The sequence below is a fragment of the Butyricicoccus intestinisimiae genome (assembly GCF_018918345.1).
Lineage (GTDB): Bacteria > Bacillota > Clostridia > Oscillospirales > Butyricicoccaceae > Butyricicoccus_A > Butyricicoccus_A intestinisimiae.
The window spans coordinates 223904-241393 of sequence record NZ_JAHLQI010000004.1; the positions used below are offsets into that span (position 1 = coordinate 223904).

The 17490-nt window shown below is 49.9% G+C and carries 19 protein-coding genes; 15 read left to right on the top strand and 4 right to left on the bottom strand.

What is annotated here, in order from left to right; translation table 11 throughout:
* Window positions 1–45: 45 nt before the first annotated feature.
* Together KQI75_RS09420 and KQI75_RS09425 are read left to right on the top strand one after the other, a co-directional pair.
* Window positions 46–735 carry a peptidoglycan recognition protein family protein gene (locus tag KQI75_RS09420; protein WP_216470522.1) on the top strand — a complete coding sequence of 230 codons (690 nt, stop codon included), beginning with the start codon at window positions 46–48 and terminating at the stop codon, window positions 733–735.
* A gap of 54 nt (window positions 736–789) precedes the next feature.
* On the top strand, window positions 790–957 hold the full coding sequence (locus tag KQI75_RS09425) for a DUF1540 domain-containing protein (protein ID WP_216470523.1): 168 nt from the start codon (window positions 790–792) through the stop codon (window positions 955–957).
* 78 nt (window positions 958–1035) lie between these two features.
* Here the strand turns inward: KQI75_RS09425 and KQI75_RS09430 are convergent, their stop codons facing one another.
* The 3 genes from KQI75_RS09430 to KQI75_RS09440 form a co-directional block, all read right to left on the bottom strand.
* Window positions 1036–2124 (bottom strand): zinc ribbon domain-containing protein, encoded by a 1089-nt coding sequence (locus tag KQI75_RS09430; protein WP_216470524.1) that lies wholly within the window; start codon window positions 2122–2124, stop codon window positions 1036–1038.
* Between the two features lie 146 nt (window positions 2125–2270).
* The gene (locus KQI75_RS09435; protein ID WP_216470525.1) at window positions 2271–3071 is read right to left on the bottom strand and encodes a putative ABC transporter permease; all 801 of its coding nucleotides are present in this window, start codon (window positions 3069–3071) and stop codon (window positions 2271–2273) included.
* Window positions 3068–3559, bottom strand: a complete 492-nt coding sequence (locus tag KQI75_RS09440; protein ID WP_216470526.1) for an HD domain-containing protein — start codon at window positions 3557–3559, stop codon at window positions 3068–3070. The genes KQI75_RS09435 and KQI75_RS09440 overlap by 4 nt, the downstream gene beginning before the upstream one ends.
* 177 nt (window positions 3560–3736) lie before the next feature.
* Between KQI75_RS09440 and KQI75_RS09445 the strand changes: the two genes are divergently transcribed.
* From KQI75_RS09445 to KQI75_RS09470, 6 genes are all read left to right on the top strand, one after another.
* Window positions 3737–3961, top strand: coding sequence for a hypothetical protein (locus KQI75_RS09445; protein WP_216470527.1), 225 nt, complete (start codon window positions 3737–3739; stop codon window positions 3959–3961).
* A 9-nt stretch (window positions 3962–3970) separates the two neighbouring features.
* Window positions 3971–4834, top strand: coding sequence for a fumarylacetoacetate hydrolase family protein (locus KQI75_RS09450; RefSeq protein ID WP_216470528.1), 864 nt, complete (start codon window positions 3971–3973; stop codon window positions 4832–4834).
* Window positions 4835–4946: 112 nt separating this feature from the next.
* Window positions 4947–5285, top strand: a complete 339-nt coding sequence (eutH, locus tag KQI75_RS13785; RefSeq protein ID WP_330655549.1) for an ethanolamine utilization protein EutH — start codon at window positions 4947–4949, stop codon at window positions 5283–5285.
* Window positions 5286–5344: 59 nt separating this feature from the next.
* The gene (locus KQI75_RS09460; RefSeq protein ID WP_216470529.1) at window positions 5345–6193 is read left to right on the top strand and encodes a serine hydrolase domain-containing protein; all 849 of its coding nucleotides are present in this window, start codon (window positions 5345–5347) and stop codon (window positions 6191–6193) included.
* An 87-nt stretch (window positions 6194–6280) separates the two neighbouring features.
* A complete protein-coding gene (locus tag KQI75_RS09465; RefSeq protein ID WP_216470530.1) occupies window positions 6281–7744 on the top strand; it encodes a sodium-dependent transporter in 1464 nt (487 codons plus the stop codon).
* A 126-nt stretch (window positions 7745–7870) separates the two neighbouring features.
* Complete coding sequence (locus tag KQI75_RS09470; protein WP_216470531.1) at window positions 7871–9337, top strand: sodium-dependent transporter; 1467 nt, start codon at window positions 7871–7873, stop codon at window positions 9335–9337.
* Window positions 9338–9377: 40 nt separating this feature from the next.
* Here the strand turns inward: KQI75_RS09470 and KQI75_RS09475 are convergent, their stop codons facing one another.
* Window positions 9378–9818: a MerR family transcriptional regulator gene (locus KQI75_RS09475; RefSeq protein ID WP_216470532.1), complete on the bottom strand. Its 441-nt coding sequence runs from the start codon at window positions 9816–9818 to the stop codon at window positions 9378–9380.
* 172 nt (window positions 9819–9990) lie between these two features.
* On the opposite strand from KQI75_RS09475, the gene KQI75_RS09480 reads away from it, so the two are divergent.
* From KQI75_RS09480 to KQI75_RS09510, 7 genes are all read left to right on the top strand, one after another.
* Window positions 9991–10737: a carboxymuconolactone decarboxylase family protein gene (locus KQI75_RS09480; RefSeq protein ID WP_216470533.1), complete on the top strand. Its 747-nt coding sequence runs from the start codon at window positions 9991–9993 to the stop codon at window positions 10735–10737.
* Window positions 10738–10809: 72 nt separating this feature from the next.
* Entirely contained in the window at window positions 10810–11460 is a 651-nt protein-coding gene (locus tag KQI75_RS09485) for an HAD family hydrolase (protein WP_246566547.1), read from the top strand.
* 324 nt (window positions 11461–11784) lie between these two features.
* The gene (locus KQI75_RS09490; RefSeq protein WP_216470534.1) at window positions 11785–13092 is read left to right on the top strand and encodes an acetyl-CoA hydrolase/transferase family protein; all 1308 of its coding nucleotides are present in this window, start codon (window positions 11785–11787) and stop codon (window positions 13090–13092) included.
* A gap of 42 nt (window positions 13093–13134) precedes the next feature.
* Entirely contained in the window at window positions 13135–14580 is a 1446-nt protein-coding gene (locus KQI75_RS09495; protein WP_216470535.1) for a 4-hydroxyphenylacetate 3-hydroxylase family protein, read from the top strand.
* Window positions 14581–14590: 10 nt separating this feature from the next.
* On the top strand, window positions 14591–15598 hold the full coding sequence (locus KQI75_RS09500) for a Gfo/Idh/MocA family oxidoreductase (protein ID WP_216470536.1): 1008 nt from the start codon (window positions 14591–14593) through the stop codon (window positions 15596–15598).
* Window positions 15599–15623: 25 nt separating this feature from the next.
* Window positions 15624–16475: a transketolase gene (locus KQI75_RS09505; protein ID WP_216470537.1), complete on the top strand. Its 852-nt coding sequence runs from the start codon at window positions 15624–15626 to the stop codon at window positions 16473–16475.
* Window positions 16476–16489: 14 nt separating this feature from the next.
* Window positions 16490–17461 carry a transketolase family protein gene (locus tag KQI75_RS09510; RefSeq protein ID WP_216470538.1) on the top strand — a complete coding sequence of 324 codons (972 nt, stop codon included), beginning with the start codon at window positions 16490–16492 and terminating at the stop codon, window positions 17459–17461.
* Window positions 17462–17490: the final 29 nt, after the last annotated feature.

Below are 17490 nucleotides of genomic sequence, written 5' to 3' on the forward strand. Positions count from 1 at the left end.
TTTTGTCAAACAGGCGCATATAGATAGAAAGCAGAGGTGAATGGATTGGCAAAGAAACGAACACACAGACGCAAACGGCTGTCCCAAAAGACAAAGGCAATGCTGCGGCTGACTATTTTTTTGATGGCTGTCGCGGCCTGTGCGCTGTATTTTGCATTTCGGCAGCAGGCGACACAGATACCCTCCGATGTGCCGGAACAGATTGCAGGCATTCCAGTGCATACCAAATACATTCCGCAAGATTCACAGGCACGTTCGGGACGCACCCGCGCGATTCATTATATTGTCATACATGAGACCGACAACACCGGCGCCCATGCGACAGCAAAAGCACACAGTGCGTACTTACAGGAAAATTGCTGGAAAGAACAAAAGAGCTGGCATTATACCGTAGACGACCACGAGATTTGGCATCATTTGCCAGACAATGAAGTGGGATATCATGCGGGAGACAGCAGCTGGAAGGAAGGCGGCAACCGAAACGGCATCGGCATTGAGCTGTGTGTCAATCAAGGCGGAAACTTTGAACAGACTATGCGCAATGCGGCACAGCTGACCGCATATTTGCTCCTTCAATATCACTTGACGATAGACGATGTCAAAAAACATCAGGACTTTTCCGGAAAAATCTGCCCGTCGACAATCATTGAAACCAATCGCTGGCAGGATTTTCTAAACATGGTGCAGGAGGATTACACGGCGCAAAAAGCACAGAGACAGCAAGCCGGTGCATAAAATACGCCGGACAGGGAATGCTAGTACCGAATCAACAAAGAGGAGGACATGGTCATGGAAAAATGTCATGCAAACAAGAGCATTCACTGCAGCGTAACGCAGTGCGCCAATCATTGCAGCACCTCGGATTACTGCTCTCTGGATCGGGTGCAGATTGGCACACATGAGATGAATCCGACGGAGACAAAGTGCACGGACTGCAATTCGTTCAAGCTGGGCTGAGTGCTCTCTGAATAGAACATGACGCAAAACATCCCCCGTTTCAATTGGTTGAAACGGGGGATGTGTATGTTTGTGATGTTATCGTGCAGTCATGATTCTCTGCACAATGGCGGCGAAAAATACTACAATCGGAGCCAACTCCGTGCGAATGACGGACTGGAACGAGCCGCCCATCTGTGTGATGAGATAGACGTTGCTGCCGATGTAGCAGGCAAAGAAAATCACGGCGATGAGCAGGGCAAGACCGGCTGCCATGTGGCCGAAGCCGCGCGCCTGTGGGCGCAGGATAAACAGTGCGACCACGTGCAGAGCCTCCAGTGCTACGACGATGTAGCCGACAATGGACAGCACAAACAGCGCAATGCGGATAATCATAGCAACGATAGCCGGATCGCTTTGCGGCACCAGCCAGCTGACCAGAGAATTTAAATCAGAGGACAGCGCAGACATGCTGGTCAAGCTGAACGTGCCGCTCGCGGAGGCAACATCCAGTCCCAGCCAATTCTGAAACAGGAAAAAGCAGATGAGCGCGGCGCAAATCAGCGAAATGACAATTTGTATCAAGCCCAAATCGCTTTTTCCAAAGATTGAAGAACCGGTTGGCAGGGAAAAGGACTTTCCGGAGGAAAACGGTCTGTTGTTGGAAGAAGAACCGCCGGAAGGAAGTTTCAGCTTGCCGCGAAGCAGGAAATATGTGATAATCAGCGCGGCAATGCCAAAGTTTGCGCGCATCTCGCCGCCGGAACGAACCAGTGTGGCGACACCGAGCGCACAAGCTGCGTAAAACAACGGAAATTTGCCGGTTTTGCGCAGCAAGAAATAACAGGCGGCAGAGCCAAGGCTGAGCAAAACGGAAACCAGTGCGACATGCATCAATGCCTGTACGCCAAACAGCGCGTGGACTATGGTGCAAATCAGCAGCCAAATAGACGTGATGCCGCTGTACGCCGCGGAAGACGCGGTGCCGGATTTGTCTTTTTTGATAGAAAGCTTAATCTTTCTCTTTTTCTGCTTGTTGTCGCTTTCGTCTTTTTGTTCGGAACGGCTTTGTTCTTTTGCCTGTTCCTCTTTTTTTATTTCTTCTTCGGGAAAATTGGTCTCTGCACCGCAATAGGGACAAAACTTGACCCATTGGTCGACTTTTTTTCCGCATTCTCTGCAATACATAAAATAAAACACCTTCTATTCCATATCTGTTATTAACAACCTATTGTAGCACCCGTGCATGTAAAAATCTATGGTGCATATTCACAAGTTTTTTTGAAAAAAGAGACCGAAGCTGAAACCTCTGTGCTTCAGCTTCGGTTTGTATCTTACTTGTCTTTTCTTTGCTTTTTGAGTGTCTCGAACAGCGTATCCCAGTACTCGCGCGGGTGCTTTTGTACATTGGGGCGGAAGCCCTTGATGCGGGACAACGCGCGGCGATGCGCCGGATTGATCGAGCGCGTCATGCGCTCAAAATTCTGTCGGGCAAATCGGCGCTTTTCCTCAGCGACGCGCTGGCTGAATCCCAACTGGCGTTCTGTGAGATTGGAGACAAACAGCTCCATGTGCTGATTGACGCTTTCCTCTGCCGCTTTCATCAGGGCATCCAAACGCGTCAGTGCGGATAGCGTCAGCGTAAAATCGGCGGCAAATACCGCCATCAGCCCCAAGGAAATGCCCTCTATGGCAAGCGGCGGAATGCTGGTTGTGTGCGAGCTGATCAGCGGATACAGCTTGAATACAATGAATACACCGGCACAGCCGAACAGGAGCGAGGCCGGCAGACAGATGCGGCCGTTGACATTGAGCGGCAGGTCGCTGTAATCCCACCAATAGGCATGAAACCATTTTTCCAGCACCCAAGAGGTCAAATACTCCATGATGGCGCTGCCGACCATGGAAATGAGAAATACCTGCCAGACCTTTAAATCCGGCGCGTGGCGGAAGTCCAATAGCTCAATGATGATGGAAATGGAAACGGCACCGCAGCCGTAAATGGGACAGATGGGACCGTATAAAAAGCCTCGGTTTGCCCATTGTCGCTGTGTTGCGGTACAATATACGGTCTCAAAACACCAGCCCAAAAAGCTGTATACAATGAACCATACAAAATATCGGCTGATAATCATGCGTGTATACGCTCCTTTCGTCTGCGGAGAAAGAGCGTTTCATACAGAGAACAGGTTTTGTCTGCGATGCACACGAGAATGGCTGCGCGAGAGACGGGAACTTGTGTGAGTGTCAAGGGCCACATGTGACAGCGAATGACATCCTGCGTCTGCTTTTCGACGTGAAAATAGCGCCGCGCATTTTGGCGGGCAATTTCTGGATGACGAAATCCGTGCAGCGGATGTTCGTGGTTCTCATCTGTGTGCCAATCGTAGAGATAAAAGTCGTGCAGCAGCGCACCGACGACAAGCGCACGGGGATTGGCGCCGATGTGTAGGCGGCGATTGAGCCAGCAGCTTACCTCTGCGACATATTTGCAGTGCTGCAGCGTGGATACCGAGCCGTGCTGTATGTACGTGTTCATTTGCTGCACTTTCTCGTTTTTTAGGTAAGGACGGAGCATTTGATATAGCTCGCGGCGTTCCTGCCAAGTCAAAGTCAATGGCATATGTCAGCTCCTTTCTGCCGATTTTTCTAATTCTATCATACCATATATTGGACAGTAAGATGGCGTCTTTGCAGAAAATTCAAGAATTTTTTATAAAATGTACCGTTTTGCTTTTGAGAATGGTATACTACATATATGGCATCGTGCTTTGAAACAAAGACAGAGGAGGTTTTTGACATGTGGCAATTGGAGGATACAACGTATCGGGATTTGCGGGAAAATTCTCTTGACCAATGGTTGGATGAGATGGCGGCACATGAAGACCTGCAGGTGCGCGGCGGCGTGCGCTTGGCACGCGACTACATTGCGTACTTGAAAAAAGAAAATCAGCGATTGCAGGAGCAGAATCAGCTGACCCAGCAATATCTCAAGAAAACGATACAGGAAAAACGGGCAAGATAAGGAGCAACTATGAAATTCTTTCAGTACTATGATGAAAATCATGAGGTGCGTCTGGGTTTCTGCCGCGGGGAACTGCTGGCGGACGCACAGGCAAGCGTGCAGAAAAGCGGTGCAGAGATACCGACCACACTGACCGATGTGCTGCATCATGCGGATCAGAAAACGGTCTTGGAAGCGTATCAGACCATCGAGCCGGTTGCCATTTCCGGTGAGATTTCCTTTGCACCGGCAGTCTCCGCGCCGGAAAAGATCATCTGCATTGGCTTAAACTATAAGGCACATATGGATGAAATCGGCTTTGCACGGGAGCGGGAGTTCCCGCCGGTATTCCCGAAATATCCGTCCTCCCTGACAGGACATGAACAGCTGATTCATCTGCCAAAAACCGGAGAACAGTTTGATTATGAGGCGGAATTGGTCATTGTCATCGGCAAAGAGGCGCATGAAGTGACAACAGAACAGGCGCAGGACTGTATTTTTGGTTATACTGCGGGAAATGACTTCAGTGCCCGCGATTTGCAGTTCAAAACCGGTCAGTGGCTGCTCGGCAAGGCGTGTGATGATTTTGCACCGGCGGGCCCGTTTTTGGTGCCGGCAGATGCGCTTGACGCGGATCATTTACATATTAGCTGCCGTGTCAACGGAGAACTGCGTCAGGATTCCAACACGAGCAATATGATTTTTTCCTGTGCGGAGATTGTCAGCTATCTGTCGCAGTACATGACGCTGAAACCGGGAGATATGATTTACTCCGGCACACCGGACGGCGTCATTCTCGGCATGCCGGATGACCGGAAAAAATGGCTGACACACGGCGACACGATAGAAGTGACCATTGAAGGCATTGGCACGCTGAAAAATACCATCGCATAACCAGTCTGATATCAGAAATTTTGCGCAAAATACCAGACGAACGGTAGATATACACAGGATATTCCCTCTTATACTAATAGGTGAAAAAATCACAGGAAAAGAGGGGATTTGTGTGTTCTCGGAACTGCTGAGAGAAATAACAGATCTGACACCATGGAAGGAAAGTATTGACGCATATATATCCAATCTTTCCATCAATTCGGTCATTGTCACCGTCATGATGATTTTTATGCTTCTCGGTGCAATAGATAAAGCGCGAGGCAATAAGCACGGATATGGCGCGGCGTTTATGTTCGGAGACCATTTGGGTTTTGTCGCCGGTGTCAACGCCGATATGATTGTTCCAATGATTTTTGCCAAGCTGGCATGCGGCCTCAGTGCATTGGCTTTGGCAAATTTGCTCGCACCACAGCTGCTTTCCAAAGCGCAAAAGGCGGCAGAAAATGATTGATGTGTGACGCGAAAAAGGGCAGCCGAGCGGCTGCTCTTTTGCTGTATGGAGAATACCCTATGATACAAGATATATTACGAGAAATAAAACGGCAATCGCTGCATGTATATCAAGTGGCAGTATACACGGAGCAAGGGCTAGAGACTGCGCAGGTACAGGATGCCGGCAGCTGCCAGCCGATTTATTCGATAACCAAAGTGTTTGTAAACACCTGCATTGGCATGCTCGCCGATGTGAAAAGCATCCGATTGGATGACAACCTGCTGCCGTATTTGCAGCCATATATCCGACAGGATTATCCGGATGTATGGAATGCCGTGACCATTCGGCAGGCACTTGCGCACCGGATGGGACTGGATGACGGCATCTTTGATATAGACCGAGATGATCCGCGTGCGTACCCGACACAGGATTATTTGGCGTATATTTTACAGTATCCGCCGAAATTTCAGCCGGGAACACATCGAAAATACACGGATTGCGCGCATTACTTGCTCTCGCTGCTGCTGGAAACTGTGACGGGAAAACCGGCGGATGAGTATATCTGCAAAAATCTGCTGCTGCCGCTGCAATGCCCGCCGACTGCATGGACAAGATGCCCCGACAATCATACCATTGGCGCAACGGGCGCTTACATGCGGGCGGAGGACGTCGCAAAGCTGGGCTGGCTGTATGTCAATCAGGGAAGATATGCTGGGCGGCAGATACTCTCTCCGGCTTGGGTACAGCAAATGGAACGCGAACGATTTGATGTTTACCCAATCAAGAATACCAGCTTTTTTGTCAAAAATGGCATCTATGGACAGAGCCTGCTGTATAGCAAGGAAAAACGCATCGCGATTGCCTGGACAGGACACGAATCCGATGAAAAAATCCAAGCATTCCAACGCCTTTGCGCTTGCATATGAGAGAATCTATGGTATACTAATATTTGTATTTTTTAACAAATGCCGTCGAAAAGAGGAACTTAGACGGCGATAGAAGGGAAAACAACAATGGACAAAAGAGAAAATTTCGGTACGAGACTGGGCTTTATTCTGGTTTCTGCCGGCTGTGCAGTCGGACTCGGCAATGTGTGGAAATTTCCATATATCTGCGGACAGAACGGCGGCGCGGCATTTATTGTGCTGTATTTGATTTGTCTGGCACTGCTCGGCTGGCCGATTCTCATCTGTGAATACGCAGTGGGTCGTGCAAGCCGTCACAGTACAGCCAAGGCATTTCATGTGCTGGAGCCGAAGGGCACGCGATGGCATCGGTATCGCTGGTTCAGCGTGGCGGGCAATTATCTGCTCATGATGTTTTACACCATGGTCTGCGGCTGGATGATTAACTATGCGCTGCGCATGCTGACCGGCAATCTGAAGGGCAAAAATCCGGATGAGATTGCCAATGCATTTTCCAATATGCTGGCATCTCCGGTGCAGATGACGATTTTTATGGTTATTTCTGTGCTGATTGCCTTTGGCATCTGTGCGCTGGGCTTGAAAAATGGTGTCGAGCGCATCACAAAAGTGATGATGCTGCTATTGATGTGCCTGATGATTGTGCTGGCCGTGCATTCGCTGGTTCTGCCGAATATGCGTGAGGGTCTGGCGTTCTATCTGGTGCCGGATCTGGGAAAAATCACAGAGATTGGTTTCGGCAATGTTCTGTTTGCGGCAATGTCGCATGCGTTCTTTACCTTGAGTCTTGGCATCGGTGCCATGGAAATTTTCGGCAGCTACTTGGATAAAACCAATCGTCTGGCTGGCGAGGCTGTCAGTGTCACGCTGCTCGATACCTTTGTGGCGCTGACTGCCGGAATTATCATCATTCCGGCGTGCTTTGCTTACGGCGTGCAGCCGGATTCCGGTCCGTCTCTGCTGTTCATCACGCTGCCGAATGTATTCAATCACATGGCAGGCGGTGATATTTGGGGCGCGGCGTTTTTTGTCTTTATGACGTTTGCGGCGCTGTCCACGGTCATCGCGGTATTTGAAAACATCCTGTCTATGACAATGGAAATTTTCGATTGGGACAGAAAGACCGCCGTTTGCCGCAACATTGTGCTGATTATCCTGTTGTCGATGCCGGCAATTCTCGGCTTCAATGTGCTGTCCGGCATTCAGCCGATTGGTGCAGGCTCTACGCTGATGGATTTGGAGGACTTTATTGTCTCTTACAATCTGCTTCCGCTGGGCAGTCTGCTGTTTGTGCTGTTCTGCGCAAAGAAGAATGGCTGGGGCTGGGATAACTTTATCCGTGAGGTGGATACTGGCAAGGGTCTGCGCTATCCGGTGTTCATCAAGCCGTATGTACGCTTTGTTCTTCCGCTGCTCATCATTGTCATTTATATCAAGGGATATTACGACATGTTTTCCAAGTACGGCACGACATCGCTGATTTTCTGGATGTGCGTTGCCGCTGTATTCCTTGCGCTGATTTACAGCTTTGCATCGGGAAAACCAAAAGAGTAATCATAGCGAATTAGAACTGATTTCGGTCAGTTCTAATTTTTTCCAAGTTCTTTTTTGCTTTAAAGTGTTCCAATGTTTTGCAAGCTGTGTTATACTGTAAAAATACCACGAAAGGATAAAAACGAGATGGAAAAAAGAGAAAATTTCGGCACAAGACTGGGATTTATTCTGGTTTCTGCCGGCTGTGCCGTGGGATTGGGAAATGTATGGAAATTCCCGTATATCTGCGGACAAAACGGCGGTGCCGCATTTATTGTACTGTATTTGATTTGTCTGGCGATTCTGGGCTGGCCGATTTTGATTTGCGAGTACGCAATTGGCCGCGCCAGCCGTCACAGTGAAGCGCTGGCGTTTCATGATTTGGAGCCGAAAAACACGCATTGGCATAGATTCCGTTGGTTCAGCGTCATCGGAAACTATTTGCTCATGATGTTTTACACCATGGTTGCGGGCTGGATGATAAACTATGCGCTGCGCATGCTGACCGGCAATCTGCACGGCTTAGAGCCGGATCAGATTGCCGATAAATTCAGCACCATGCTGCTCTCTCCGGTACAGATGACAATTTTTATGGTTGTTGCTGTTCTGCTGGCATTTGGCGTGTGCGTGCTGGGTCTGCAAAATGGCGTGGAACGCATCACGAAGGTCATGATGATTTTGCTGATTTGCCTGATGATCGTGCTGGCAGTGCACTCGCTGCTGCTGCCGAACATGCAGGAGGGTCTGGCGTTTTATCTCATTCCGGACATCAGCAAATTCGCGGAGATTGGCTACGGCAACGTTCTGTTTGCAGCCATGTCGCATGCGTTCTTTACTTTGAGCGTCGGCATTGGCTCGATGGAGATTTTTGGCAGCTATTTGGACAAATCCAGACGGCTGACTGGAGAAGCACTCAGCGTAATGGGATTGGACACGTTTGTCGCTCTGATGGCGGGCATTATCATCATTCCGGCGTGCTTTGCATACGGCGTGCAGCCGGATTCCGGTCCGTCTTTGCTGTTTATCACGCTGCCGAATGTCTTTAACCACATGGCAGGCGGACGCATTTGGGGCACTGCATTCTTTATCTTTATGACGTTTGCAGCGCTGTCTACAGTGATTGCGGTGTTTGAAAACATCCTGTCTATGACGATGGAGATTTTTGGCTGGGATAGAAAAAAGGCAGTCAAGCGCAACATTGTTCTGGTTATTCTGCTGTCTATGCCGGCTGTGCTGGGATATAATGTGCTGTCCGGCTTGCAGCCGATTGGCGTAGGCTCTACAATTATGGATTTGGAAGACTTTTTGGTTTCGTATAATCTGCTTCCGCTGGGCAGTCTGCTCGCTGTGCTGTTCTGCACCAAGAAAAACGGTTGGGGCTGGAAAAGCTTCCTGCAGGAAGTCGATAGCGGAGAAGGTCTCCGCTATCCGAAGGTTGTCTATCCCTATGTTCGCTTTGGCGTCCCGCTGTTGATTATCATTATTTACATCAAGGGATACTACGATATGTTCGCGCCGTTTGGAACCAAAACGCTGGTTTTCTGGATGTGTGTCGCCGCAGCATTCCTTGCGCTGATCTTCAGCTTTACAACATTTAATCGAAAAAAACAGTAAAAATCAAGCCCATCGGTTTCACATCGATGGGCTTTTGCTGTTATTTCTCATGCGCGTGGTCATATAACTGCTGAATATCTTTTGGCAGATGATCCGGCAGCATTTTTTGAATGCGTTCTTCGCTTCCGTCCTGCATAGCCTGTTCGTAATACCAGCATTTGAAGCGAAGCATGTCCAGTGTTTTTTCCAGCTGCCGCATTTCCTCCTCGACGGCTGCTTTCTGCCGAAGGAATAGCGCATGCCGCTGCGGATATGTGCTGCTGCCTTGGGCGCACAGCTCCATAAACTTTTTGATTTCTCGGATTTCCAGACCGGATTTCTTTAAGCATTCAATGATGTGCAGGGCTTCAATTTCATTGTCACTGAACTTTCGGATGCCGGAGCAACGCACCAGATGTGGAAACAATCCTTCGTTGTCATAGTATCGCAGCGTAGAGACCGGCATATTAACCTGTTTGGCAACCTGACCGATGGTGTACATGGTTATCACGCTCCCAATGATAAAAAATTCAAAAATAACCTTGACCTAAAGTTGAGTTTAGGTATTACAATAACCATATCATAGAGTCAATAAAAAGTCAATGAACCAAAAAGGAGACTGCAATGGCAAAATATGCACTGAAAAATAAGTATATACAAGGAGGACATTGGTTATGGTAAAGCAGACAGCGGGCAGAGATGCTCTGAATGATTTTGCGCCGAAATTTGCGCAGCTCAACGATGATGTTTTGTTTGGTGAGGTTTGGTCCCGAGAGGACAAGCTGTCTCTCAAGACCCGTTCGATTGTGACCATTACATCGCTCATCAGCAAGGGAATTGTGGATCATTCCCTGAAATATCACCTGACAACTGCGCGAAAAAATGGCGTGACGAAAACCGAGATGGCAGAGATTTTGACGCATGTTGCATTTTATGCGGGCTGGCCGAATGCATGGGCTGCATTTCACATGGCAAAGGAAGTGTATGCAGATGACTGCGCGGCACAAGAACACGGCGGATTGTTTGGTCAGGGCGACCCGAACACGGCATATGCAAAGTACTTTGTCGGCAACAGCTATTTGAAGCCGCTGACAGACCCGAAAACTGCTTCGGTATTTATTGCAAATGTTACCTTTGAGCCGAGATGCCGCAACAATTGGCACATTCATCATGCGACGTCCGGCGGCGGACAGATTTTGATTTGTGTCGATGGCGAAGGATGGTATCAGGAAGAAGGCAAACCGGCGCGCAGCCTGAAGCCGGGCGATGTAGTCACCATTCCGGCAGAAATCAAGCACTGGCACGGCGCAAAGGCGGACAGCTGGTTCAGCCATCTGGCAGTGGAATGCCCCGGAGAAAATACATCGAATGAATGGCTGGAGGCAGTCACAGACGAGATCTATAATCAGCTGGAAGCATGACTTGTTTTTTGTTGGCAGGTTCTTCATTTTGTGCTATACTGCGTATGACATTACAGAAATGAGGAATGCATCATGAAACAGGGCGCAATTTTTGATATGGATGGTTTGCTGTTCGACACGGAACGGATGTATCGGGATAGCTGGAAGCAATCTGCGCAGCAGTTTGGCTTGGTACACAATCCGGATTTTCCGCGGGCAGTATGCGGCTCCAGCGGCGCGCACATGCGAGAGATTATTTTACAATATTATCCGCAGGTAGACGCAAAGGCATTTGCGGATGACTGCATTTTGCGCGTGGAACGAGAGCTTGAGACGCACGTACCGGAAAAGACCGGTGTTCGGGACATTTTGCAGTATTTCAAACAGCACGGTGTCCGTGTTGCCGTTGCAAGCAGCTCCAAGCGGGCGACCGTGCTGCATAATTTGAAGCAGGCGGACATTCTTTCCTATTTTGACGCCGTTGTCAGCGGAGATCAAGTGACGCACGGCAAACCGGCGCCGGATATCTTTCTGTTCGCCGCGCAGCAGATTGGATGCGAACCGGAAAATTGCTATGTTTTTGAGGACGGCACAAACGGCATTCGGGCGGGCGCGGCTGCCGGATGCACGACCATTATGATTCCGGATTTGACACCGCCGAATGAACAGTTGGAACAGCTGTGTGCCGGCATTTATCCGAGCTTGTCGGACGCCATGAACGCGATTGCGGACAACGAGATATAAGCTGTCACGAGTGAGGGCATCGGTTTACGAACCGATGCCCTTTTTGTGCAAAAAAATTGGCTTTCGCAGGATGTAAGAGAAATCACACATTTTTTTTCGTGCAGTGCAGCGGGCATATAAAGCAAGAATACACAAAAATATAAATGCCTGACAGGAAAACGGAGAAAAAGAAAGCAAGGATCTATAAAAAATTGGTTCAGTTTGTTCGAAATGTGAAAAAACAAGAAGTTGAAAGAATAATTTTGGACAAAATGATAGACTAAAGCCAACAAAAACAGAAACATCAAAATTAAGGAAATACGATGAAATAAGGAGAGATCAAGCATGGATTGGAGAACGTATTATAAAGAACATACGATGAAACCGGAAGATGCTGTATCCGTAATCAAGGACGGTGACCGCGTTGTATTTGGGCACGCAGTCGGAGAACCGATTATCTTTCAGCGTACCATGGCGCAGATGGCACAGCAGTTTCACAATGTCGAAGTAGCGCACATGGTATATCTTGGCTCCGGCGAATATTTACAGCCGGGCATGGAGGATCATTTCCGTCACAATGCGCTGTTTGTAGGCGGTCCTGCCCGCAAGGCCATCGCAGAAAACCGCGCAGATTATACGCCGGCATTCTTTTCCGATGTGCCGCACATGTTCCGCAACGGTGAACTGCCGGTAGATGTGTTTGCATTTACCTGCTCGCCTCCGGACGAGCGCGGATATGTGTCCATCGGTCTGTCGTGTGACTACGGCTGGCAGGCTGCAAAATCCGCAAAGACGGTCATTGCAGAGGTCAACCCGAATATGCCGCGCACATTTGGCGAGAGTTTTATTCATGTCACAGATATTGACGGATTTTTGCTGTCTTGGGAGCCGCTGCCGGAGGCAAAGCCGCCGCGCATCACGGAAGAAGACAAGAAAATCGGCAAGTACATTGCGGACTTGGTGCACGATGGCGATTGTCTCCAGCTGGGCATTGGCGCCGTGCCGGATGCCGTTTGCTCCTTCCTCGGCGATAAGAAGAATCTGGGTCTGCATTCCGAGATGTTCTCGGACGGTGTGCTGCCGCTGTTTGAAAAAGGCGTTATCAATGGTTCGTGCAAGCAGCGCGATGTTGGACGCGCCTGCGTGACCTTCTTGATGGGCAGCCGCAAGCTGTATGATTTTGTCAACAACAATCCAATGATTCAGATGATGCCGGTTGATGTCTGCAACAATCCGGCGATTATTTCGCAGAATGACAACGTGGTTTCCATCAATTCTTGTGTACAGGTCGACCTGCAGGGTCAGGTTTGTGCAGAGGCAATTGGATTGAAGCAGATTTCCGGTATTGGCGGTCAGATGGACTTTGTGCGCGGTGCAAATCTGTCAAAGGGCGGCCGTTCCATTATCGCGCTGCACTCCACAACAAAGGACGAATCGGAATCCAAGATTGTCACAACGATTACGACAGGCGGTCCGGTTACAACCAGCCGCTGTGACGTCAATTACATCGTGACGGAATACGGCGTTGCACAGCTGCGCGGACAGACGCTGCGCGAGCGAGCAAAACGCCTGATTGCCATTGCACATCCGAAATTCCGTGCAGAGCTGGCAGAAGAGTATGCAAAGCGCTTCGGCGAAACGCTGGAAGTGTAAAACATAAATACGATAGTAAAGAGCAGAAAGAAGGAATTTATTATGATGACCAAAGAACAGTACATCGAATCTCTGCGCAAGCTGCACCTGAAGCTGTATCGCTTCGGCAAGCGAGTAGAAAACGTGGTAGACGATCCGATCGTTCGTCCGTCCCTGAATTCGTTTGCAACAACTTATGAGCTGGCAGAGGATCCGCAGTACGAAGATCTGATGACAGCAACTTCTAATCTGACAGGCAAGAAGGTAAACCGCTTTACCCATCTGCATCAGTCCACTGATGATCTGATTAAGAAGGTAAAGATGCAGCGTCTGCTTGGTCAGAAGACCGCAGCTTGTTTCCAGCGCTGTGTAGGTATGGATGCAGCAAACGCTGTTTACTCCACTACATATGAGACCGATGAGGCATGTGGCACCAAGTATCACGAAAACTTTAAGAAGTTCTGGACGATGGTTCAGGATGAAGATTTGGCAGTAGACGGCGCAATGACCGACGTTAAGGGTGACCGCGGACTGTCTCCGTCCAAGCAGGCTGATCCGGATCTGTTCCTGCATGTTGTAGAGCGCACGCCGGACGGCGTATATGTAACCGGCGCTAAGGCACATCAGACCGGTTACCTGAACAGCCATTATGTTCTGGTTATGCCGACCATTTCGATGCGCGAGGGTGATGAGGATTACGCTGTTTCGTTTGCCTGCCCGACAGATGCAGAAGGCATCACACTGATTCTGGGTCGTCAGTCCTGCGATACCCGCAAGACCGAGGAGTACAACGACATTGATGTCGGCAACAAGCAGTACGGCGGACACGAAGTTTTGGTTATCTTTGACCGCGTATTTATTCCGAATGATATGATCTTCCTGAATGGCGAGACCGCATTTGCCGGCATGATGGTAGAGCGCTTTGCCGGTTATCATCGTCAGTCTTACGGTGGCTGCAAGGTTGGTGTAGGCGACGTTTTGATTGGCGCTACGCAGCTGGCGGTTGAGATGGCAGGCTGTGCAAAGGCTTCTCACGTTAAGGATAAAATCATCGAGATGACGCACCTGAATGAGACCCTGTATGCCTGCGGCATTGCATGTTCCTCTCAGGGCGCACCGACCAAGTCCGGCAACTATCTGATTGATCTGCTGCTGGCGAACGTCTGCAAGCAGAACGTCACCCGTTTCCCGTATGATATTGCGCGTCTGGCACAGGATCTGGCAGGCGGCCTGATGGTAACCCAGCCGTCCGAGGCAGATTATCGCAATCCGGAGACCCATGATTACATCGAGAAGTATCTGAAGGGCGTTGCTTCTGTTCCGACGGAAGATCGTATGCGTGTACTGCGCCTGATTGAAAACATGACGATGGGTACCGCAGCTGTCGGTTATCTGCCGGAGTCCATGCATGGCGCAGGTTCTCCGCAGGCTCAGCGCATCATGATTGCTCGTCAGGGTAACATTGAGATGAAGAAGAAGCTGGCAAAGGCGATCGCCCGCATCGACTAAGGAGAGTAGTATGAAAAAGGTTCGCGTTGGTTTGGTCGGTCTTGGACCGCTGGGTAAGGTTCACGCAGAAAATTTGATGTACCGAATTCCGAATGCACAGCTGGCAGCTGTTTGCACGCGCACCCAGTCCAAGCTGGATGAAGTGCAGCGCGATTGGGAAACACCGGAAACTTATACGGATTTTGCAGAAATGCTGGACAAAGCACAGTTGGATGCAGTGGCGATTATTTCGCCAACCAATGTACATTTGGAGCATGTTCGCATGGCAGTCGAGAAGGGTCTGCACATCTTTATTGAAAAGCCGACAGGAATGAATGCGGCGGAATGTGCAGAAATCGAACGCTTGGCAGCACAGAACGGGAAAATATTTGCAGTTGGATTTATGCGGCGATTTGATGCATCGTATGCCGATGCTAAACGCCGAATTGAAGCAGGGGAGATTGGCGCACCGATCTTCTTCCGCGGCTACAGCTTAGACCCAATCTGGCAGGGTGAAGCGCAAGTGGCGCGGGCAGAGGCCAACGGCAAGTGGTTTGTCGATATGGGCGTGCATGACTATGATTTGGCACGCTGGCTGCTTGGCGCAGAACCCAAACAGGCATTTGCCTGCGGCGGCGCCTATGTATTTGATGGCTTTGCAAAAAATCATGATGTAGACAATGGATTTTCCCTCGTCAAGTTCGACAACAACGCGGCAGCCTTTTTCTACTGCGGACGCACGGCGCCGCATGGATCTCATGTAGAGAGCGAAATTATCGGCACAAAGGGTACCCTTCGCATCTGTGAATCGCCGCGCAGAGCGCGAGTGACACAGTTCACTGGTCAGGGAGAAGTGCATGAATGCATCGATCATTATCTTGACCGCTGGGGCGAAGCGTACTATCAGGAATTGCAGCAGTTTGTCAATGAAGTACAGGCGGGAGAACAATCGCAGAGTGCTACAGCGGCAGACTGCACGGGTGCCGTCAAGCTGGCAGAGATGATTCTCGAAGCTTATGAGGAACAGTTGGACAAATAATTCAAGACAAAGACAGGAGAACACTATGAACAAGCAAAAATTGCATGATCTGCGTGTGTTTGCAGCGGAAATTCGTCTGGAGACACTGAAGATCATTGGTTCGCGCGGTTTTGGTCATGTCGGCGGCTCGATGTCCATGGCAGATGCCATGGCTGTACTGTACGGCGATGTCATGAACATTGACCCGAAGAACCCGCGCTGGGAAGATCGTGACTGGTTTGTATTGTCCAAGGGACATGGCGGCCCGGTTATGTACGCAACGCTCGGCCTCAAGGGATATTATCCGATGGAATCTGCGTATACGCTGAATCAGCCGGGCACAGATTTTCCGTCCCACACCGACCGCCGCAAGACGGTTGGCGTAGATCTGACCACCGGTTCTCTTGGTCAGGGCATGAGTGAAGCTGTCGGCGCAGCGCTGGGCAGCAAGGTAAAGGGACGCACCAACCATGTATTCGTAGCAGTCGGCGACGGCGAGTGTGATGAAGGCGAAGTTTGGGAGGCAGCACAGTTTGCTGCGCACTACAAGCTCGACAATCTGGTGTGCCTCGTAGACAACAACAAGCGTCAGCTGGACGGTGCAGTAGCAGATGTCATGAGCCATGGCAAGGGCATCGGCGCAAAATTTGATGCATTTGGCTGGCATGTCATTGATGTGCAGGACGGCAACGATGTAGAACAGATTTCCGATGCCATTGCAGAAGCATATACGGTAAAGGGACAGCCGACCTGCTTGATTCTCAATACCGTCAAGGGCAAGGGAGCAACCTTTGCAGAGCCGTCCGGCGCACATTCTTCCCAGCCGACAAAGGAACAGTGGGATGAAGCAATCGCCGCATCGGAAGCACAGCTTGCTGCCATTCGGGCAGAACAGTAAGGAGGAACGAACCAATGAGCTATACTTTGATTGGAAAGCATGAAAAGGACAGCCGCGCAAACCGCGATGGTTATGTTTCTGCTATGCTGGAAATGATGGAAACAAATAAAGATCTCATCCATATTGACTGCGACTTGATGGGCTGCATCAATACCGGAAAGCTGCTGAAAGCCTTTCCGGGACAGACGTTTAATGCTGGCATTGCCGAGCAGAATGCCATGGGCGTAGCTGCTGGCATGGCTGCTACTGGTCTGGATGTATTTATTCACTCGTTCGGCTGCTTTGCTGCACGCCGCATGTTTGATCAGGCATTTTTGGCCGCTGGATATTCCAAGCTGCCGGTACATGTTATCGGTTCTGACCCTGGCGTGTGTGCCGCATTCAACGGCGCAACGCATATGCCGTTTGAGGACTGTGCGCTGTACATGTCTGTGCCGGAATCCGTTGTCATTGATTCCTGCGACTATGCGCAGACCTATGCGCTGACCAAGAAGCTGGCAAAGGTTCCGGGTCTGAGCTATATGCGTTTGATTCGCAAGGGCTTTACCACAGTGTATGCAGACGGCTCGGATTTTGAAATTGGCAAGGGTGTCACCTTGAGAGATGGTACCGATGTTACCATTATTGCATCGGGCATTCTGGTTGATGAGGCACTCAAGGCGGAAGAGCAGCTCGCTGCAAAGGGTGTTTCCGCTCGTGTCATTGATATGCACACGTGGAAGCCGCTGGATGCAGAACTTATCCTCAAGGCTGCAAAGGAAACCGGTGCGATTGTAACGGCTGAAAATCATCAGGTTTCCTGCGGTCTGGGTTCTGCTGTGTCCAATGTACTGACTGATCAGTGCTTGGTTCCGCTGGAACGAATCGGCATTCAGGAGCAGTTTGGTCAGGTAGGCCCGCAGGATTACCTGATGGAGCAGTATCATCTGCTGGCAGCTGACATCGTTGCAGCAGCAGAAAAGGCAATCGCACGCAAGGAGAAGTAAAACCATTCTTTAATCAAGCGTCTCTCTGA